Here is a 21,022-nt window from a genome sequence, read left to right on the forward strand (position 1 = left end):
ATGGAAAACCCTTTTAAAAAATTATGGAAACCTTACCATGAAGTTCCTGAAGAAATAAAGAGTGAGGTGAAAAACGAAATAGCTTTACGTTTGTTGTTTAGTGATTTGGCGAATTTATTTACGGTTAATTATGGAGAAGCTGCAAAAAGTATTATAGAAAGAAAACCAACTACTAAAAAAACGAAAAATGGATAAATTAAACGCGTGGAAAGAAATATCAATAAATTCTTTTAATAATTTGTTTGATGTAATTACAGATTTATTGCCTAATATTATTGGTGCTATTTTTATCCTTTTTCTTGGATGGTTGATCAACAAAATGATTGCTTTCTTTTTAAAGAAAATTTTAAAGTTGATAAAAATTGATCAGTTATCAGATAGAATTAATCAAAAAGGAGTTTTAGGGAGAGAAATTAAGAATTTAAATATTTCTAAAATAATACTACTTTTTATAAAGGTTACCCTTTTCTTAGTAACCATAACTTTAGCTTTCGAAATTTTAGAATTACAAACCATTTCTACTGTAATTGGTAATTTGCTTTTATACTTGCCAAAATTATTTGGAGCAATTGTATTGTTTATATTAGGTTTATATATTGCTAACTTTATTAAAAGTTCTTTAAACAATGTCTTTGATTCTTTTGATATTATGGGAGGTAATATTATAGGTAATTTGGTGTTTTATGTAATTGTTACCATTGTTACTGTTGCAGCCATTAATCAGGCAGGTGTAGATACCAGTATTATTTCTAACAACTTAACTGTTATTTTGTTTATTGTGTTAACTTCTATAGGTTTGTCTCTTGCATTGGGCTCTAAAGAGGTAATTAGTCAGCTAATGAGAGCTTTTTATGTAAGAAAGAAATATAATATTGGTCAGAAGATAAAAGTTAAAAATTACACAGGTTATATAGAATCAATTGATGGTATTTCTCTTACCTTAAATACTATGCCAAATAAGGTGGTTTTGCCTATATCAGAAATTGTTACCAATGATATTGAAGTACTAGATTAGAATATTTCTTATTATTTAAAACCAAAGAGAGTGCATTGCAAAATGCGCTCTCTTTGGTTTTATAATGGTTTTAAAGTGATATATAATATACTCTTGGTGAAGCTGTAAAATTAAAGAAACTTGCATACACCTGGTTTTTTCTTGCAGAGAATGTTATGCTCTATGTATTGATCAGTAAAAGAAGTAGAACTACTGCTGTATTTTTTTCTTTTTGAATATTCTAATGTTATAGTAAACCAGAGTTATGTTAATTTGTGTTATTTTGGATTAACTACTTATAGTCAAAAAATAATATTAGAATCAACCTAAAGGTGATAAAATGTAAGCATGTAACACTATCTTGTCAGATTGATTATCTAAAATCTTTGAATGCTTATTTTAAGGAAGTAAAAACCAGAAATAGTTTGATTTATACACAAAAAAGCTGTTCTTATAGAAGAACAGCTTTTTAGCTAATGGAGCTCAATATTTATAGGCTTTGAGCTTTAAAATCACCTTGTAAATTAGATTTAAGTTGTCTTATTCTACTTTACAAATGGCATTTTTAAAATAGAAAAAATTATATTTTTTCAAATCCTTCTGTTCTAGTACTACTTACTTCAGATGTGAATTTTGTAAAATCATCATGAAAAGTAATGTTTAATGATGTTGATGTACTAGACGTTTTATTTGGCGTTAATTCATAATCGTTATCACTAATATTTGTCCAAGTTCCACTTGTTACAGTGGCAGTTTTACAATCTTTAGAAGATGAACCTGCATACGTAGTTTCTGTGTAGTTTCCGTTTGAAGAAAACACATATTGAATCTGATTATCACAGATTATTTCCTCTGTTAATTGTCCATCTTGAACAAAGTAATCTAGTTTCCAAGTACCTACTAGGTCTTTAGAGCTAGAAGATATAGAATCATCATCTTTAGAACATCCTACGGCTAAAACTGTAATTAAGATTAAACTTGCTATGGTTATTAATTTTTTCATAATCGTATTATTTGTTAATTTATTTTTTAGTAGTTATTAAAATTTAAGTGTATATCCTATTGCAAATTGGTTGTATTCAAATGAATTACGTATTGTATAATCAAAATATAAGTTTTTATGTATAAATGGTAATTTAGCACCTAATACAACATTATAATATCCAGTGATTCCATCTACTAAGTCACCAAACCCAAGACCAGCACCTACGTAAGGTTCAAATTTTTCATTTTTAAGATTTATTGGATAAATCACATTTCCAGACACTGTCCAAGCATTCGCTTCACCAATTCCGTAATATGCTTCTGGTACAAACTCTAAATTTGTTTTACCAATAGCATAGTGTAATCTTAAACCTAAGTTAAAAGTAGAAGCACCTCCATAGTTAAATCCTGCAAGCAACGATGAGTTTTTGTATGTTAGTAAATTACCACCTTTTAAAGTTGAAATATTTGTTATTTCTCCCTTATCATTAATTGTAGAGACTACTGTTTTTCCATCATTATTTTGATTTGGAGAAACAATAACTGTTTTTCTATTGTTTGTTTGATCCTTTTTATCGTTAGATCCAATATTTTTATTTAAATCGTCTAATTTATTAAGAATTGTACTGTTCATATCTTGTACACGCTCATCTTTATTAGGTGTATTACTGTCTTGTGTATTATTATTAGTACCTTGTTTAGTGTTTATTTGTAATAATAATTTTTCTAATAATTCAATTCTATTGTTTAACTCCTCTATTTTTTGATCCTGTGGAGTTAAGTTATTCTCTAATTGTATAGATTTAGTTTCTTCTAATTTAGCAGGAATTGGGTTTTCGTTATCAATATTCTTAAGAATTCTATCTATTAGAGATTCAAATTCCACAGGTGTCATTTGAATTAATCTAGATTTTTCTTCTAACGGATTAGAAACAGTTGCTGTTTTAGGAGTAATAACTTCCTTATTAGTAGAAGTAATAGTGTCTACAGTAGTAAAAGGAGTAGCTGGTTGTTGAATTGTTTGTACTTGTACTTTTTCAACTTCTTTTACTTCGTTTAATGCTTCTTCAACTTGTTTTTTCTCTTCAAGAATTTCAACTGCTTTATCAACATCTTTGGTTTCGTAAGCTAATTTAAGATCTTTGTTTAGAGCATTAATTTTAGATTGATATTCTTTTTTAAGTTGATCAATCTTTTTATTATTTACTTCATCTTGTGCAGTTAATTCTCTGTCTAAATTTTCTTGATATACAGCACTAGGCGCTTTAGATTTTTTACCTAAAGTAAATTTAATTCCAGCATTGTAAAAGAAATGTGTTTGTATGTCATCTGTAGTAGCAATATCTTTTGCATCTTCTCCAGAAGTTATTATTGCTCTTGCAGCAGCTGTAATTAATACGTTTTTACCTAATGGAATATTTAGTCCTAAACCACCCATAGCAAATTCGCCACCTTCAACATTAGAAAAAAGACCACTTTCATTAGGAGCAGAAACGTAATTATCACTTGTACTTAAATAACCACCACCTAAAGTTAAGAAAGGAGTTACCCCATTTCCATCATTTAATCTAGCTCTAAACTCACCACCATACATTGCCATTTTGTCAAAGTTTGTAGAGATTTCTTCATTTTCGGTTGCTTGAAAATAGAAAGCTCTAATTCCAATATATTCATTTAAGTCTAAACCAGCATAAGCACCTAGCATATAGGTGTCTTTATATAAAGATTCTCCTGCAAAGTTTACGTAAGCAAGACTTGGTTCTATAACCCATTGTAGGCCTTTAAAACCTCCTTTAAAGTTTTGAAGATAAGCTTTGTCTAAATCAGATAAAGTTCCAGGTTTTCTTCCTCCTAAATAAAATTGTAAAGAACCTTGTGCAGACCAGTTAGATAAACGTTCACTACCAAAGTCTGCATCTGTTACTGCAAAATCTGCTTTATCTCCATTAGATAATAAACTTGCACCAGAATTAAATTTATAAGTTGTATTTTTTGCTTCTAAAGCAAAAACAATTCTTTTTGAAAGGTTAAATTTAACACCTAAACCTAGAGAAGCATATACTTGTTCGTAATCTCCACTAGTATCTAAATCTATATTTTGAACACCAGCACCTAATGTAAAGTAAGGCTTAATACCTTTTGTACCAAAGTTAGCTTTAAATTCACCACCATAACGAGATATAGTTACATCTTGGGCATCAAAAAGAGTAGGGTTAAAACCTGTAATACCAAAGTTACTGAAATCTGTTTTTTGATCTAAAGACTGTAAATAAATACCTCTAAGCTCTATAAACTCCCCAAAACCAAAACCTAATTTTCCACCAACCATTACATTGTCTTCCAATCCTGCTTTATCATCCCACCAAGTATATTCTGCGGCTGGAGATACGGTGAAACTGATATCTTTTACCTGAGCCTTACCTACGTATGCACATAGAATAAGAAGCATAGTTGTTAATTGTATTTTTTTCATTTTATTTCTTTATTAACTTTAATTAGTTATAGCTTTCAATATTATAAACACACTTTTTATCGGTAAGTCACATTTTTGTGTAAAATAATGTGTTTATAATGTGACTTATAGCAACTTTATTGTGTTTAATAAATAAGTGGTAGTTATTACTATTCTAATTTTTTAAAAAAGTCAAAAATGAATTCAGTAAAATATATTAGTGTTTCTTTTCTTCTGTTAGGATCTTTAACCATGAGTTATGGGCAACAGCATAGTACTACAGATTCTAAAGAGAGTATGGTGGTAATGAGTGAAGCCGATATTATATCTTTAACTAGTAAATTAAGGATTTACAAAAAAGAAAAAGCATTAAGAAAGAATGCTAAAATACAATTAACTAAAGTAAAGGATACTGTTTTGTTGAGTGGTAAAGCGTCTGATTTTGAATTAGATAAGTTAAGAAGTAAGATGGCACAATTAGAAAATCGCTTAAATAACCAAAATAATAGTAACCAAAATTCTAATACTACTGATTTACAATCTTCAGAATTAGGAAATCTTAGGTTAGAGGTTAGTCAATTAAGACTTGCATTATTGCAGCAACAATCTAGTAATGGTAAAAATAATATAGTTTATTTACCATCTTCTAATAATATTAAACCGATTGTACAACCTATTGTGCAACCAATTGTACAGCCTTTTTTACAACCTAAAAAAAATGTAAGAGAACAAACTTCTGTTAATTCTGTTATTGTACAGCAAAAACTAGATTCACTTTATGGCGTATTAGATGGTCTTAAACAACCAGAAAATAATAATTATACTAATAATTTTGATTCAATTAAATTAAGAATACAAGAGCTGAAAAACGAGATGGCTAAAAATAATGAGCTACCCACTACTTATGAGAACTTAGTTGCTAAGTATAAAAATTATACACAAGACATTTATTTTGCAGATAACTCAAAGGATTTAAATAGTAAATCTTTACAAGTGGTAGAAGATTTGTATGCTATTTTAGAGGTAAATGAAAATTTAGATGTACTGGTTAAAGGTTTTGCTAGTAATAAAGGCAATGCAATCTATAACGAAAACCTATCTATGCAACGTACAGAAGCCGTTAAGAAAGCTTTAATGTTAAGAGGAGTGCACCCAACTAGAGTGTTAACTCAATATCATGGTATTGACTATAGTACACAAAACAATTCTAAAGCAAGAAGGGCAGAGGTTTCTTTTTTGATAAGAAAATAATAGCAGTAAAGGCTAAGTGTAATTTGTACTTAGGATCTTTTTCTTTTCTGAATATATTTTTCGATAATTAAGATGGTGATAACTCCAAAAGTATAAGCTACTAAATCGCCAATACTAAAAGAAGTACCCATTATAATTTTTAGCATTTTTGAATATGCAGCGGGAAAGTTGTTTTGTAAATCTGATAGTTGTAGAAATTCAATCAAAAAAGACATAGCGAACGTTACTAAGATTGCTTTTTCTAGTGATATTTTAAGGATTGCTTTTATAAAGGTATATACTAACATAACTGCTAGATAATCGCCAATAGTATGTCTTAAAAAACCAGAAGAATACTTTGCAATGAGTATTTCTGTGATGAATAAGATTGAAAAATAGGTAAAATACTTTAGATTGAATTGTATCATGATTTTATTTTAATAAGAGCAAAGCCTCTAATAGTTAGAAGCTTTGTTCAAATGGTTCCATTTCTAATTATTTTCCCAATCTATTTTTCTTGAAGCATACATTACAGCTGCAAGAATTGTAAATAAGCCTATACTTCCCACTAATAACGCATAATTCTCTAGTTGAATAATAACAAAAATAAAGGTGTATAATGCTGTTAAAGAAACTCCAATAAAAACAGGGAACTTAATGTTTTTTAGGATAGATTTTGAGTATAAAGTAATCAATGTTACTACGGCTACTCCCGCAATTAAATATGCTTTTAAGTAACTACTATGTTCAGAAATGGAGATTAATAGTGTGTAAAACATCGTCAATGCAATACCAATCATTAAGTACTGAAACGGATGGATGTTTATCTTGCTCATAGATTGTATTAAAAAGAAAATTAAGAACGTTAGCCCAATCACTAAAAAGCCATATTTAGCAGAACGCTCGCTTTTTTGATATTCATCTACAGGAATTAAAAAATTTACACCAAAAGCATAGTTTTTTAAATTAGGAATACCGTTAAAGTATTGTTGAGAAAAGGGTCTGTTAATATCTAAAATTTTCCATTTTGCATTAAAACCTGTTTCCGTTATTTTATCTGAATTATGGGGTAAGTATTCTCCAATAAAATTAGCCGTTTTCCAATCAGAATTTATGGTTACATCGGTTTCTTGTCCTATCGGAATAAAACGAATCTGTTTGCTTCCTTTCATATGTATAGTCATAGAAAAAGGAGTTTCTTTTCCGTTAGGCGCATCTAAAAGTTGTAAATTATTACTCTCTAACTCGTTTAATTCTACATAATTGTTGTTGTATAATTTTTGCGAATTAGCATCTTTAAAATTCTTAGAGGTTAACTGATATTTATTTTTATTAAACTGAATTTCAAATAAGCTCGATGCCCCTTTTAAGTTAGAAGACTGCATAATAACCCTTGTTTTATTCCAAAGAATATCTTCATCTTTAATTTCTATTTCAGAAAAATCAGGTTTAGAAAAACTACCGTTTAGCGCAATGCTACTTTTGTAGACTGCAGTTTTATAGATTCCTCTGGTTTTTTCTTCTGGATTGATCGTCGAATTAATTACCAATTTTTGAGGAAAAAAATGGGCATATTTTATTTTTGTAACCGTTTCTTTCTGTACTTCTTTAGTTGTTGGATTTGTAATTGTTTTTTCGAAATAAGTTTTATATGGTACTTTTAAAATAGGACCATAAATCATCACTTCTTCTCCCCATTTTTGATTGATCTCACTCACAACTTCTTGTTGTCTTAACTTCCTTTCATTAATTAAACTTTTAATATAAGAAAGCGGAATCATCAAAACCACAATTAAAACTCCTACCATTAGCATTCTTGCCGTAATTGATGTTTTTGCCCATCTACCAAATTTTCCTTGTTGTTGATTGTTCGTTTCCATAGTTATTGAATTTTTATAATTTGTTGTTTTTATATTGATTAATTTTTGTTCCGATTACATAAACAAAAGAAGTTATGATACCAGAAAAAAGAAGTCCTGTTATAAATGAAAAATTTCTACCAGTATCTGAAATAACATTTCTCATGGCAATATTAAATTCAGGAGTGATTTCTGCTGTATTAAAGTTTCCATCTTTGTTTAAATCAAAACTTTGTAAAAGTATATTCGTGGAATAATGAGTATACGTTGCATTGCCAACAATGAGTAAATAGATGCAAAAAAATAGAATGACACTGATCCAAAACACTTTGTTTTTATCATTTATAAATAGTTTTTTCCTTTTATAAAAAAGTATTCCCAAAATTAGAATAGAGATTATTGTGGGAATAATTAAATGGTATGGTAAGCTTATTTCTTTCATGTTATTATGTTTTTAAAAGAACTTTGAAATTCAAAGTAAGTATGTAAAAAAATAGTTTTATTTGTTTTTAATTAATTTTTCTAGTGCTTCAATGTGTTTTTTAAACTCCATTCTTCCTAAATCGGTAGCCAAATATTTGGTGTTTGGTTTTCTGCCAATAAATTGTTTCTCTACTTTTATAAAATCGACTTTTTCTAATGCTTTTGTATGACTTGCTAAATTTCCATCTGTGGCACCTAATAATTCTTTTAAAGTATTAAAATCCGCATATTCATTCACCATTAAAACAGACATAATACCTAGTCGTATTCGATGATCAAAAGCTTTATTTATATTTAGAATAATATTTTTCAAAAGAACTTATTTAGGTTATAAAACTATTGTTTTCTGTCGTATTTAAAATACATAATTGTACCATAAATAATATGCATTACTCCAAAACCAATTACCCAAAACCAAAAACCGGAACCAGGATATAAAGCCGCTAGGAGGCCTAAAATTATTTCTGAATATCCTAAGTATTTTATATCACCTAAAGTATATTTTGATGCGCTTACTAGTGCCAATCCATAAAAAAGTAACATTAAAGCACCTGTACTGCCATACTTTTGTTGATTTAAAATAATGATAATGTATATAGCTCCAGTAACTAATGGGGTTATAAAGTTTAGTAACAATCTTTGGGTTAATGGATTCCAAATTTTTTCATTATTATGTTTCGCTTTTCTTGTGGTTAAAAAAATTGCGGTACCAACACTTAGAGCACCAACCAAAAGCAAGTCTATAAGAACCAACCGAAAAACTTCTCCATCTAAAATGAGGTAATTTCTTTCACTTTTTTCTACCAACCAATATGCGTAACCTGCACCAATTAAAGCGTAAATCCCTGCTAAAATACCAGACAAACCACTTAATGAAATAAATTTTGATGATTTACTCATTAAGTTTTTAATTTCTGATAGGTCTTTTAAATAATCTTTTTGACTCATTTCTTAAAGAACTTTGAATTGCAAAGTAAATTATAAAAATTATAGTACGCAATTAAAATTGTAAAAACTTTTAGAATCAGTTTAAAAAATAAAAAAGGATGTAAAATTACTGAAACATTATTTTGCTATAAATCCATATGTAACATGAACTATTGCAATAATAGATATCGCAGAAGACCAATAACTAGGGATTAAAAAGCATAAAACGCCTAAAAGAATACACAAACTTGCCAATACTAATAAGTCTTTACTTTCTTTATTTTTAAATAAAAACAAGAAAACACCATATAAAACTAGGAAAGTAGAAGTTAGGTAATTGATAAAGCCTAGATTCATTAAAATAATTAATATAGTAGTGATGATTATAATTCCAAGAATATATTTTTTAAAAGCAGCTTTTGTTTTTGCATTCCAAAGTTGATGTTGTAACTTTTTAGCATTCCTTTTTCCGAAAAAAAATAAGGTAAAAGAAGAAAGGAGAAAAACCAAAAATAAAATCGATATTACTATAGTTTTTATGCTCTCTGGAGACGTTTTTGCCAACGGACTTTCTTCAATAATAGTACTATCTAAAATTGTCTTTATAAAATGATTGCTTATAAAAAAGTAAGCTCCAATAAGGATACTTGTATATCCTTTTAAAGAGAAATTAATTTTAATATTATCGTTCATATAACTTTTATTTACCTGTAATTTTTTAACTTCCGCGAATATACAAAAATGAAACCTGCAGAAGAATACATTTTAAAGCAACAAGAACCTTTCAAATCCATTTTAATGCATTTGCAGATTTTAATTGAAACTAATTTCCCAGAAGTAGATTTACAATTTAAATGGAAAATGCCTTTTTATTATTTAGATGAAAAGCCATTTTGTTATTTAAATCCTTCAAAGAAAAAAGGGTATGTAGATGTAGGTTTTTGGGTTTCTGCTCATTTAACAAAATACAATGAGTATTTAATTTTAGAAAACAGAAAAGTTATAAAGTCCTTACGATATTGGACTATAGATGATATTAATGAAGAAATTTTACTATCAGTTTTAGAGGAAGCGCATCAACTTAAAGAAAAAGGGTTTTATAAGAGAAAATAATTTTAGAAAGGATTAAAAAATCCTACAAGATCAAAAAATGACCTTGCAGGATTTATGTAATTATTTTTTATGGATACTGAGTAAGCGCGTTAGGGATTGAACCTTTCGACTACGCTCAAGACAGGCTCAATGTTTGAGCTCTTTTTTGAGATGCTGATTTTTATCAGCACGAAGAAAAAGCGAGTAGTGAAAGCCTGTTAAAACGCCCAAAAAAACAGCTCTTTTATAAACTATTTACCGTTTTTCTAATAGCAACTAGATTAGTTAACAAACCTTCTAAATTGTCTAAATGTAGCATGTTTGCTCCATCACTTTTTGCATTTGCAGGATCAAAATGAGTTTCAATAAATAATCCATCCACGTTATTTACAATTCCGGCTCTAGCAATCGTTTCTATCATATCTGGTCTTCCGCCTGTAACACCTGCTTCTTGATTTGGTTGTTGTAAAGAGTGTGTAACATCTAAAATTGTAGGTGCAAATTTTCTCATTTCTGGTATTCCTCTAAAATCTACAATCATGTCTTGATAGCCAAACATGGTACCTCTATCGGTAATCCACGCTTTTTCAGAACCAGCATCTTTTACTTTTTGAACTGCATGTTTCATTGCTCCAGGACTCATAAATTGCCCTTTTTTAAGATTGACAACCTTACCCGTTTGTGCAGCAGCTACCACTAAGTCTGTCTGACGAACTAAAAAAGCAGGAATCTGTAAAACATCTACATATTCTGCGGCTTTTATAGCATCTGAAACTTCATGAATATCGGTAACAGTGGGTACATTAAAAGTCTCAGAAACTTTACGTAAAATTTTTAAGGCTTTTTCATCTCCAATTCCTGTAAAACTATCAATTCTACTTCTGTTTGCTTTCTTAAAACTTCCTTTAAAAATATAAGGAATTTCTAATTTATCTGTAATCGTAAGTACTTTTTCTGCAATTCTCATTGCCATTTCTTCACTCTCTATGGCACAAGGACCTGCAAGCAAAAAAAAGTTATTTGAGTTTAAGTGTTTTATGTTTGGTATTAGAGATAAATCCATTTTATATATTTTCAACAAAAATACGAAATAAATTTAGCTATATTTAAACTTTTAAAACTCAATTAGAATGAAGAAAATCAACTTAGTTTATGTCCTTTTATTTGCAATTATTTTTTCTTGTAAAGAAAGTGCAAAAGTAGTTAAAACGAATAAAAAGGTTGCAATTATAGATTCTATTACAGTAAAAAAACATCTTTATACCTTAGCGGCTGATAATATGGAAGGTAGAAAGACCGGAACTGCTGGAATTGAAATAGCCGCAAAATATATAGAAAATGAATTTAAAAGAATTGGGTTAGCTACTTATGATACTTTAAAAGATTACAGACAGACTTTTACATTTACATACAAAAGTTCTAAAAAAGAAATAACAACTAGTAATATTATTGGTGTTTTGGAAGGGAAATCTAAGAAAAATGAAATTGTAATTATTTCTGCGCATTACGATCATTTGGGTGTTAAAAGTAAAGAAGGGCAATTAGATAGTATTTATAATGGTGCTAATGATAATGCTTCTGGTGTAACCGGAGTTTTAGCTTTGGCAGAATATTTTAAAGAGAAAGCAAATAATGAAAGAACGATTCTTTTTGTTGCTTTTACTGGTGAAGAATTAGGCTTAATAGGTTCTACTTATTTTGGAAAAGGAATTGACGCTACTAAATTTGTAGCAGGTATTAATTTGGAAATGATAGGGAAAGTACCAAGTTTTGGTCCAAATACGGCGTGGTTAACAGGTTTTGAAAGATCTGATTTTGGTAAAATTATTCAGAAGAATTTAGAGGGAACCGGCTATCAACTATTTGCAGATCCGTATAAAAAGTTTAATTTGTTTTTTAGATCAGACAATGCTTCCTTGGCAAGATTAGGGGTGCCTTCTCATACTTTTTCTACAACACCAATAGATGTTGATAAAGATTATCATCAGGTTTCTGATGAAGTAGAAACTCTAGATATGGCTGTAATTACAGAAACGATTAAGGCTGTTGCAAAAGGAACTGAGAGTATTATTAGTGGAAAAGATACTCCTACGAGAGTTGTAATTAAAGAGAATAAATAAAATTTGTTATGAAGAAAGTACGATACTTCTTTTTGTTTTTATTGATGAGTTGCTCAACTTCTAAAGTAATTACAGATTATGATGATAATATGAATTTTAAGCAATACAAAACCTATGCTTTTTTTGATGATATTGGCGCAGGTTTAAATGAGTTTGATGTAAATAGAAGCGCAGACGCCATATTTTCAGAAATGGAATCACTTGGTTTTAAAGAAACAGAAACGCCTGATTTTTATATCAATTTAAAAGCAAAAACTACTGAAGCTAAAGTTACAAATACCATAGCAATTGGTTTAGGAAGTGGAGGTAGAAATGGTGGTTTAGGAGTTTCTGGCGGAATTCCGATTGGTGGAAAAAAGCTAGATGAAGAAATTACTTTAGAGTTTGTAGATGCTAAAACCAATGAATTATTTTGGGAAGGTATTTTAACATCTACCATAAAGGAGAAAAGAAATCCAGCAAAAAGAATACTTTATTTTAAAGAAATAGTGCATAAAATATTACAAAGTTATCCTCTCAAATAAATAATTAATGGCATTTAGTGAGTATTTAGTAGATAGAGTTTCTCAATTTTTAACTGAAAAGAGTATTGCTTTTATTACAAAAAAAATGATGGGAGGTTTATTATTTATGGTAGATGATAAAATGTATGTTGCTGTAATGAAAGAAGAAATTATGGCTCGTATTAATCCAAATATTTATGATGAATCTATAGAAAAGGAGGGGTGTAATAAAATGAATTTTACAGGAAAACCGATGAAAGGTTTTGTGTTTCTCTCTGAAGAAGCGGTAGATTTAGATGATGATTTAAACTATTGGTTGCAATTAGCTTTAGATTTTAATCCGCTTGCCAAAGCGAGTAAAAAAAGAAAATCCTCTAAAAATTAATTTAGAGGATTTTTTAATATAATAAATTTCCTATTTAGAATTGATATCTAACAGCTAAAGATATATCAGAATTTACACCGCTTAAGCCACCTGCAATACCTACTTCTGGTCTATAATCTAGAGATACTAAAATTGGTACATCAAAATTATATTCAATACCAACAACCCCAGCACCATAAATTCCGGTACCACTAGCAGAAACAATTCCACCACCAAAACCAGCGTACCAATTAAATTTATCTTCTAGATTCCAAACCCATTGATATAAACCAGTAGCTTTAAAATCAGCAAATTCGTTAGCTAAACCTAAATCTACTTCTAAACGGTTGTTGGCTCCTAATGCTTTTTGATAAGAGATTTCTCCACCCACTCCATTTCCTCCACTAAAACGAAGTCCAATTGCATTATCTGAAATGTCTTGAGCATTTACAGAAAATGCTCCTACTATTAAAAGACCAATAATTAAAAGTGTTTTTTTCATGTTTTTATGTGTTTTTTATTGAAGGTCAAAGTTATATTTATTAATTCATCTTTATGATCTTTATCTATTGAAATATGAACTCAAAAGATATTTTTACCAACAAAAAATAATTGCGTAAAAAACCCTTCTAATAGTTAAATTAGAAGGGTTATAAAGTAAAATTTATGTTTTAAAACTGATACCTAACTGCAATACCCATGTTAGATACTAGGCCATTTATATTGCCAGTAAAACCAACTTCTGGTCTGTAATCTAGGGCAACTATAATGGGTGCGTTAAAGTTATATTCTATTCCTATAACTCCGGCACCGTATATCCCTATTTTATTAACAGAAGCAATACCACCGCCAATACCTGCATACCAGTTAAATTGTTCTTCTATGCTCCAAAGCCATTGGTATAAACCTGTTGCTTTAAAGTCATTATACTCACTTCCAAAACCTAAATCGACTTCTAAACGATTGTTATTGTTTAATGATTTTTGATAAGAAATTTCTTCTCCGGTACCATTTCCGCCACCAATACGAATACCAATTGCGTGGTCGGATATATCTTGGGCATTTGATGTTAAACTTACTGCAAATATTAAATTTAGGGCTAATAATATTTTCTTCATTTTATGATATGTAATTAAATTAGGGATGCCCAAAATACAACCATTTAGCAAGTGAATCAAAATAAAAAGCTTGTTATTTAGCTAGGTAAAATGCTTAATTTTCATCCACAATAAGTCTTACTCCTTTAGAATGACTGCTAAATTCTGGAGCATACATACTTTGTATTGTTGTAATTCCGTTACTGAAATTCCCTGCATTATTAACTCTTACATCATATTCGAAAACATAAACGCCTTTAGGAAAACGATCAAAAAAGAAGTTTGTTGCAGCATCTTTAGTGCTTTCATAATAACCTATATTGTCTTGCCATTTATAGCTAGATAAAACATTTACAGGTTCTACACCAGAAGCTCTCATATCTTTCATATGGATGAATTCCATATCTCTATCACTTCGCAGTTCAATTCTTACCGTAATTAAATCGCCAACTTTTAACTTTGTGTTTTTTGTTATTTCCTGTAACTCTTTTCCTGTATCTGAATTTACTTTTAAGAATAATTTCTTATCCAATTTTAAAGGTGTTCCCGCAGAAGTGATTTTGTCTAAATCTTCAAAATATTGCCAATACAAACCTCCCCATGCAATTCCTTCTCCTTTCTTGTTGATGGTCACTTCTGCCATTTTTGGTGTAATTTCAGATCCATTCCAAGAAGTTTTAAAATATCCAGTTCCTGCTTCTACTTTTACATTATCCAACTTTGCTGGATTAATTTCATTGTCACCAACTTTTATAGCTACCATATCAGTTACACTTCGACTTCGCTCAGTACTGGCTTCAATCCAATTAGTTCCATTTAACAATAATGCATACACCGCTTCAGAAGTTGACTTGGTTGTATTCCAACTATTGGTTTGCTTGTTTTTTAGCAACCAAATTTTTAGGTTGTCAATGGTTTCTGTATTGTTTTCTATTTCAGAAAATGTTTCAATCATTAATGCTTGAGTTTCTATAGGAGCTTGATAATAATAGTAACCAGCAGCGTTTTCTTTCCAATACATTCCTAATTCATCAGAAGTAATTGAATTTTCTTTTAAGGATTTTAAAATCTGACTTGCAGTTATTTTTTCATCGCTTCTAAAAAGCGATAAAGCAATTTGTCCTTTTGCATATAAATTATAGTCATTCCAATAGGTAACAGTTTGATTTATGTAATAATCAACCGCTTTTTGCAAGTTGTTATTCATAGAAATGGAAGAATAAAAACTACGCATATATAAATACTGAATGGTAAAATAGGTCAGATTGTTTTTAGCCAAATAGTTGTCATAATCTTCTTTACCTTTTTTTTCTGTTTTGGCTTTCTGTTTAATTTCTTCTGCTCTTTCTATGAGTTTATTGTATTGTTCTAATAATTCTCCATCTAAATAATTAACAGATTTTTCTATTATTTTTTTAGTTGATGGTTCGAAATTTTCTACACCTAATTTTGATAAATGTCCAAAACCAGTTGCAATATGTTGTGTAATAAAATTACTTTCATATCGTCCGCCTTTAAACCAAGGAAATCCACCAGAATTCATCTGAATGTCTTCTAATTTATTGATGGCCTTTTCTTGCTCATTTTTCATCTTATTCAAGTCGAATAATAAAGCGATTCTCTTTTTTTGCTCGGTTTCAGATTGCGCATCTCTTAACCAAGGAGTTTCTTGAATTATCAATGATTTTAATTCTTGATTCTTCTCTAAATTAGATAATAAAGCATCAGAAGATTTCCAAGCATTAAATACTTTTTGAATTCTAGGATTAGAATTTGCGACAAAACTTGCCAAGGTATTTGCATAATATCTAGAGAAAACTTGTTCTGCACATTCATACGGATATTCCATTAAATATGGCAAAGATTGAATTGCATACCAAACTGGGTTTGACGTCATTTCTAAAGTCAATTTGTGGTTTTTTAAAGTAGAAGACGAGCCTGCACTGAGCGTAGACGAAGTGTTCTTTAATTTATCTAACGTAAAAGTCTTGGTTTCGTTAGATCTTACCCAGATTGGTAAAGTTTCTGTAACCAACATTCTGTTAGATAAAACAGGTAAAACATTTTGTTCACCATCAGAGAAATCACCAGCTTTAGCCACAATTTTATATTGTACCGCTTGCACCGTTTCTGGAATTGATAATTGCCAAGATACATTGGTATTTCCGTCTTTATTTACTGTAAAGTTTTTAGTAGAATTAGTGTTTTCTAAATCAATATTAATTTCTTTGTTTGTAATTGCGTCCGTTAACATTAATTTTGCGAAACCACTTAATTGGTTATTTGTTAAGTTGGTAATTTTTGCACTTAAAGTAATTTTATCTCCTTCACGTAAAAATCTTGGTGCATTTGGCACTATCATTAATTCTTTTTGCGTAACCGTTTCTAATGTTTTAGTTGCCGATTTTAAAGATTTAGTATGTGCTAGTAATTGTAATTTCCAACGTGTTAATGCTTCTGGCATTGTAAAAGAAAAACTGACTTGTCCGTTTTTATCTGTTCTTAATTGTGGAAAAAAGAAAGCGGTTTCTTTAAAGTTTTTTCGTGCTTCTATTTGTGATAATTGATTGTTTATAGCTTTTTTGGTATTAATTATAATTACGCCATTTAAACCTCTTTGTCCATATAAAGAAATGGCAGCAGCATCTTTTAGAATATCCATTTCTAAAATTTCATTAAGGTTTATACTTTCAACCTCTAATTTTGTCATTACTTTTCCATCAACCACATATAATGCCTCTGTAACGTTGTCTAAACTACCTATGCCTCTTATTAGAATATTTGCAGAGCCATTATCAACATTTATACCTGAAACTTGTCCTTGAAGAGCTTCTTCTAACTCAATTCCAGGAGCCATTTCGTTTGCTGTTTTTACACTCCATTTCATAACAGCGCCAGTCATGTCTTTTCTCTTCTGAGCTCCATAACCAATTACAACAACTTCGTCTAAAGAATTTAGGCTTTCCTTTAAGGCCACGTTAAGTATAGAAAAGTCTTCTACTTTTATATCTATATCATTAAAACCTAAATAATTAAACGTTAAAATATCTCCTTTTTTTATTTTAATGGAATAGTTTCCATCAAAGTCTGTTACTTTTCCTGTTAAACTACCTTTAACTGTAACATTAGCCCCTGGTATTGGTTCATTATATTTATCAGTTACAATTCCACTAATAGTACCATTAAATTTACCCGATTTTTTAAATATAGCTTTGAATTTTATGTTTTTTAATTTATTAGTTATATCTCTTAAATATTGTTGATTTGTCCACCTATTATTTAGCAAACTAAACCCAAACCAGTTATAAGTATCATAAGAAATAGAAGGAAAACCGTAATAGCTACGTTGATTATTTCTGATATTAAAATTAATATTTCCAAAACTATTACTAGCGTTACTTGTATTGTAAGAACTGTAAGTTGCTTTAGGTGTATTAGGATTAAATTGCCAATTATGCGTCTTAAATTGATCTAAAGAAGCATCGTACATAGAAGCTAAAACTTCCGCAGAAATTTTATCATCTTTGTCGTTTTTTATGGTGAAACTCCAAGTTTCATCTTGTCCTGGTTGTAATTTATCTCTAAAAATATTGGTTTCAATGGCTATTTTTGCTTGTTCTTCAATTACATTAATTAGCAAACTTCCACTTTTAAAATAATTGTAATTTACAAAGTGATATTTAACAGCAAAACCACCAATATCTTCTTTGTTAACCGGTATTTTTAGTGTTTTTGTTTTATTATTTAAATGAATTAAATGTGTTTCTATAATTTTATGATTCTTTTCAATTTGTACAATAACCGTTATGTCTTTTGATGCAGAACCAATAGTTACTTCTGCAATATTATTAACAGTATAAGAAGTTTTGTTGGTATTAATAACAAACAATTTATTGTCTGCAACTTTATTTTCTTTGGTATTAAAAAGAGAGAATTTTTGCTCATCTTTTACAGGGTTTCCAAATTTATCTTTACTTTCTAAAACGGCAATATATTGTCCGGAAAACCATTTTTTAATGTTTTTAAGTTGCAGTTCTTTTGATGTTTCTGTATCAAAATCACTTAAAAAAACCATTTCACCTTTTTTCCACTCTTTTTCATCAGCTTCATTTTCAGAATAAGGATCATTAGGAAACAGTTTTCTAAATTCAGTAATAGAAATATCTTGATAATCTGGCGAGTTCCACGGACTTTTTCTCAGCGGATTCTTTGGTGAAATTAATTTGTATATTTTAATGTTTCCTTTTGCAGGAACAAACTCGCCGTTTAAATTCTTGGTAGCAATAGTTAAAGTGGTTTCTTTTTGGTTTTTATCAATTTTATCATCTAAAGAAATAGTTGCTAATAAAGAATGGTAACCTACTTTAACATTGGTTGTAACGCTGTGGCTTTCTCCATTTACATCCGTAATATCTGCCGTAACTTCATACGTAAAAATGGGTAAATCTTCTTTAGAAACATTTTCATCTGGCATCGCTTTAAATATAATTTTAAAAGCACCATTTTCATCCGTTTTGCTTTCTCCGTGTGTAATTTCTTGCGGACTAGAAGTAGTATTTGGTCTTCTCCAATAATACCAACTCGGGTATTGTACTTTTCTGTGGACACGGTACACCACTTTTGCATCTGTAATATTTGCACCAGAAAAGGCTTTTGCAAAACCATTTACCGTAATAGAATCGTTAATTTTAAAACTTTCGGTAACGGGTTTAAATTGGGCTTCAAATTTTGGTCTTTTGTATTCTTCTACAGAAATGTGTGTTCTGCGAGTATGAAAATCATAATCTTTATTGTCATAAAATTTACTGTCATGCTCTGTACTTTCATTAATTTGGATACTAAATTTACCTGTTAAACCATTGCTAGGTAAAATAAACTCCCCTGCTACAGAACCAAACTCGTTGAGTATTAAATTAAGTGTTTTTACTTTTTGATTATTAACATCTCTTAAAATAATTTCTATATATTCATTTTTAAAAACTTCAGATTTTTTTCCTTGTTTTTTAATAACAATTGTTTTAAAATAAACGGTTTGTCCTGGTCTATAAATACTTCTATCTGTAAAAATAAAAGGGACAAGACTTTCTTCGACTTCTTCAATAGATTTTCTATTGTTTTTATGTAAATAAAAATTACCAAAACGGGCAAAATCAGTATCCGTTTTTACGGTGATTTCTACCTTACTATAATTAGTGTCGCTTTTAAAAGAAGCAAAACCATTTTTGTCTGTAATTAGTTTTCTATTGATAGATGAACCTCTGTTATTTTTTTTGCTTTTTAAATGAATCTCTGCATTTTTAATTGGTTTTCCGTTATTTCTATCAACAATTTGATAATTATGTTTGTTGTCAAAATTGTTTTCAATAATTGTTAAATTTGTTACTTGAAAAGAGGTAGTTCCAAAGAGTTCATTTTCTTTTAAAACAGTGTTTTCTGAAGTTATAATTAAGTAAGTTCCTTTATTAGCTTTAGGTACAATTACTTCGGTAGAATGTTGTAAGTAATCATTTTCGTTACGTAATTTTGAAGTCCAATTACTTACGTTTTCTAACGTATTTATTAATTTTATTTTTTCTTTTAATTGATAGACTTTGTTAAATTGATACAACTGCTTATTGGTTATTTTATAGACCTTAAAATTTAAAGTATCAATATTTTTATAGTTGATTAATAATCTAGAGTTTTTCTGAATTGGAATACTTTTTTCTGCCGTAATAAATAGTGTTTTTTCTAAAATTAGATTTTTAAGTATTGTGCCTTTTTTAGCACCTAAACTTTTTGGAAAACGTTTAATTATTGAATTGCAAATTTCTAAAGCTTCCTTATTTTTATACCTGTCTTTTTCGGCTGTGTTAGCAAGATAAGAATTGGCTTTGTTATTGTATGTTTTAGCAATTTCAAAAGCATATAAACCACTAGCTTCATTTGTTTTAGTTTTTTCTTTTGATGCTTTTAAGGTTGATACTAAAATTGCTTCTTTATCATTAAAAGTAGCATGATTATTTACAAAGTTTAATCTATGAATATCAATATCTACCAACGCGTCTAAATTGTTGTTTTTTAAATGAAACAGTATTAGTTCTTGATAAATTTTTAGGGCATTAAATTCTAAAGATAAAGTGTCTTTTGAAGTAATATTTAGTTTAGAAAAAGTGTTATAATTCCCTAAAAAATCAGGGTTATCAATACTGAATTTATAAGACGGTCTTGTAATAGAGGTTTCTGAAGATTTATAGAATTCTAAAGCATTGTTTGCAAGAAAATCATATAAAGTAGGTCTGTATGTTTTAGACTCTTTAGAGATTTGTAAAATATCTGAATAATCATAAACACCTGTTTTCTGCAGTTCTTCTGCATTCTCTAAAGAACTCTCAAAATGACAATGTATTTCTTTAAAAAGCGTTTCTAAACCCCAAGTTCTAAAATCGTTATTATCTACTTTATTTGCGGTTTTTGTTCGGTTGTAAAACTTGTATCGATTTACATTAAAATATTGCCAATATAAATTACCTAGTATGTTTTCTAACACGTTTTTTGTTGGAAATGTACTAGTAGCAATATGCTTTTTGAAATTTTCTATTACTTTTAATTGAGCATCTTCTTTTAGCGTTAATGAAAATTTACTTTTATAAAAAAGTGATTTAATTAGCTGAGGAGAATTATGTTCTTTCTCTGCCTCTGTGTAAATTTTGTCTACAATTTTTAAAGCAGACTGTGGTAAATTGTCTATTTCGAAACCTTCTACTTGTAACCAAAGGTTCTCAAAAGAGTTTTGGGCGTTAGAAATAGAAGCGAATGCTAGAATCATTATTAATGTTGATGTAATTTTTTTCATTATCATAAGATTTAATGCTGTAAAGCACGTTTAAATCGATTTTAAAAACAACCTAAAATTAGTTAACAGGGTGTTTTAGTGC

The 21,022-nt window shown here is 29.2% G+C and carries 19 protein-coding genes; 7 read left to right on the top strand and 12 right to left on the bottom strand.

The genetic code is table 11. The annotated features are described in order from the left end of the window. Entirely contained in the window at nucleotides 1-195 is a 195-nt protein-coding gene (locus tag MPF19_RS09555) for a hypothetical protein (RefSeq protein ID WP_249988008.1), read from the top strand. Continuing rightward, nucleotides 188-1,015, top strand: a complete 828-nt coding sequence (locus tag MPF19_RS09560) for a mechanosensitive ion channel family protein (protein WP_249988010.1) — start codon at nucleotides 188-190, stop codon at nucleotides 1,013-1,015. The genes MPF19_RS09555 and MPF19_RS09560 overlap by 8 nt, the downstream gene beginning before the upstream one ends. Before the next feature lie 559 nt (nucleotides 1,016-1,574). Here MPF19_RS09560 and MPF19_RS09565 read toward each other — a convergent pair. Continuing rightward, nucleotides 1,575-1,997, bottom strand: a complete 423-nt coding sequence (locus MPF19_RS09565) for a lipocalin-like domain-containing protein (protein WP_249988011.1) — start codon at nucleotides 1,995-1,997, stop codon at nucleotides 1,575-1,577. 36 nt (nucleotides 1,998-2,033) lie between these two features. Then, entirely contained in the window at nucleotides 2,034-4,451 is a 2,418-nt protein-coding gene (locus tag MPF19_RS09570; RefSeq protein ID WP_249988013.1) for a synaptonemal complex protein 1, read from the bottom strand. Between the two features lie 177 nt (nucleotides 4,452-4,628). On the opposite strand from MPF19_RS09570, the gene MPF19_RS09575 reads away from it, so the two are divergent. Further along, nucleotides 4,629-5,681, top strand: a complete 1,053-nt coding sequence (locus MPF19_RS09575) for an OmpA family protein (RefSeq protein ID WP_249988015.1) — start codon at nucleotides 4,629-4,631, stop codon at nucleotides 5,679-5,681. Nucleotides 5,682-5,710: 29 nt separating this feature from the next. Here the strand turns inward: MPF19_RS09575 and MPF19_RS09580 are convergent, their stop codons facing one another. The 6 genes from MPF19_RS09580 to MPF19_RS09605 all read right to left on the bottom strand — a co-directional run bounded on the left by MPF19_RS09580 (nucleotide 5,711) and on the right by MPF19_RS09605 (nucleotide 9,622). Continuing rightward, a complete protein-coding gene (locus tag MPF19_RS09580) occupies nucleotides 5,711-6,088 on the bottom strand; it encodes a ribosomal maturation YjgA family protein (protein WP_249988016.1) in 378 nt (125 codons plus the stop codon). 63 nt (nucleotides 6,089-6,151) lie between these two features. Continuing rightward, complete coding sequence (gene creD / locus MPF19_RS09585) at nucleotides 6,152-7,540, bottom strand: cell envelope integrity protein CreD (RefSeq protein ID WP_249988018.1); 1,389 nt, start codon at nucleotides 7,538-7,540, stop codon at nucleotides 6,152-6,154. 13 nt (nucleotides 7,541-7,553) lie between these two features. Next, entirely contained in the window at nucleotides 7,554-7,961 is a 408-nt protein-coding gene (locus MPF19_RS09590) for a hypothetical protein (protein ID WP_203392006.1), read from the bottom strand. Between the two features lie 57 nt (nucleotides 7,962-8,018). After that, entirely contained in the window at nucleotides 8,019-8,315 is a 297-nt protein-coding gene (locus MPF19_RS09595) for a winged helix-turn-helix domain-containing protein (protein WP_203392007.1), read from the bottom strand. A gap of 23 nt (nucleotides 8,316-8,338) precedes the next feature. After that, entirely contained in the window at nucleotides 8,339-8,950 is a 612-nt protein-coding gene (locus MPF19_RS09600) for a hypothetical protein (protein WP_249988020.1), read from the bottom strand. A 117-nt stretch (nucleotides 8,951-9,067) separates the two neighbouring features. After that, nucleotides 9,068-9,622, bottom strand: a complete 555-nt coding sequence (locus MPF19_RS09605) for a hypothetical protein (protein ID WP_249988022.1) — start codon at nucleotides 9,620-9,622, stop codon at nucleotides 9,068-9,070. Between the two features lie 48 nt (nucleotides 9,623-9,670). Between MPF19_RS09605 and MPF19_RS09610 the strand changes: the two genes are divergently transcribed. Then, nucleotides 9,671-10,042: a DUF1801 domain-containing protein gene (locus MPF19_RS09610; RefSeq protein ID WP_203392010.1), complete on the top strand. Its 372-nt coding sequence runs from the start codon at nucleotides 9,671-9,673 to the stop codon at nucleotides 10,040-10,042. A gap of 223 nt (nucleotides 10,043-10,265) precedes the next feature. Here the strand turns inward: MPF19_RS09610 and kdsA are convergent, their stop codons facing one another. Next, nucleotides 10,266-11,084, bottom strand: coding sequence for a 3-deoxy-8-phosphooctulonate synthase (gene kdsA / locus MPF19_RS09615; protein WP_249988024.1), 819 nt, complete (start codon nucleotides 11,082-11,084; stop codon nucleotides 10,266-10,268). Between the two features lie 67 nt (nucleotides 11,085-11,151). Here kdsA and MPF19_RS09620 point away from each other — a divergent pair, with 67 nt between their 5' ends. Genes MPF19_RS09620 through MPF19_RS09630 form a run of 3 tightly spaced genes read left to right on the top strand, consistent with a single transcriptional unit; the run spans nucleotide 11,152 to nucleotide 13,029 of the window. Next, nucleotides 11,152-12,141, top strand: coding sequence for a M28 family peptidase (locus MPF19_RS09620; protein WP_249988025.1), 990 nt, complete (start codon nucleotides 11,152-11,154; stop codon nucleotides 12,139-12,141). Between the two features lie 8 nt (nucleotides 12,142-12,149). Further along, nucleotides 12,150-12,665 carry a DUF4136 domain-containing protein gene (locus tag MPF19_RS09625; protein WP_249988028.1) on the top strand — a complete coding sequence of 172 codons (516 nt, stop codon included), beginning with the start codon at nucleotides 12,150-12,152 and terminating at the stop codon, nucleotides 12,663-12,665. Between the two features lie 7 nt (nucleotides 12,666-12,672). Beyond that, nucleotides 12,673-13,029, top strand: coding sequence for a TfoX/Sxy family protein (locus tag MPF19_RS09630; protein ID WP_249988030.1), 357 nt, complete (start codon nucleotides 12,673-12,675; stop codon nucleotides 13,027-13,029). Nucleotides 13,030-13,063: 34 nt separating this feature from the next. On the opposite strand, the gene MPF19_RS09635 is transcribed toward MPF19_RS09630, so the two are convergent. The 3 genes from MPF19_RS09635 to MPF19_RS09645 form a co-directional block, all read right to left on the bottom strand. Continuing rightward, nucleotides 13,064-13,510, bottom strand: coding sequence for a hypothetical protein (locus MPF19_RS09635; protein ID WP_249988032.1), 447 nt, complete (start codon nucleotides 13,508-13,510; stop codon nucleotides 13,064-13,066). Between the two features lie 169 nt (nucleotides 13,511-13,679). Next, the gene (locus MPF19_RS09640; RefSeq protein ID WP_249988034.1) at nucleotides 13,680-14,126 is read right to left on the bottom strand and encodes a hypothetical protein; all 447 of its coding nucleotides are present in this window, start codon (nucleotides 14,124-14,126) and stop codon (nucleotides 13,680-13,682) included. Nucleotides 14,127-14,220: 94 nt separating this feature from the next. Next, nucleotides 14,221-20,940 carry an alpha-2-macroglobulin family protein gene (locus MPF19_RS09645; protein ID WP_249988036.1) on the bottom strand — a complete coding sequence of 2,240 codons (6,720 nt, stop codon included), beginning with the start codon at nucleotides 20,938-20,940 and terminating at the stop codon, nucleotides 14,221-14,223. Nucleotides 20,941-21,022 lie beyond the last annotated feature (82 nt).

The organism is Polaribacter sp. Z014 (assembly GCF_023555435.1).
Lineage (GTDB): Bacteria > Bacteroidota > Bacteroidia > Flavobacteriales > Flavobacteriaceae > Polaribacter.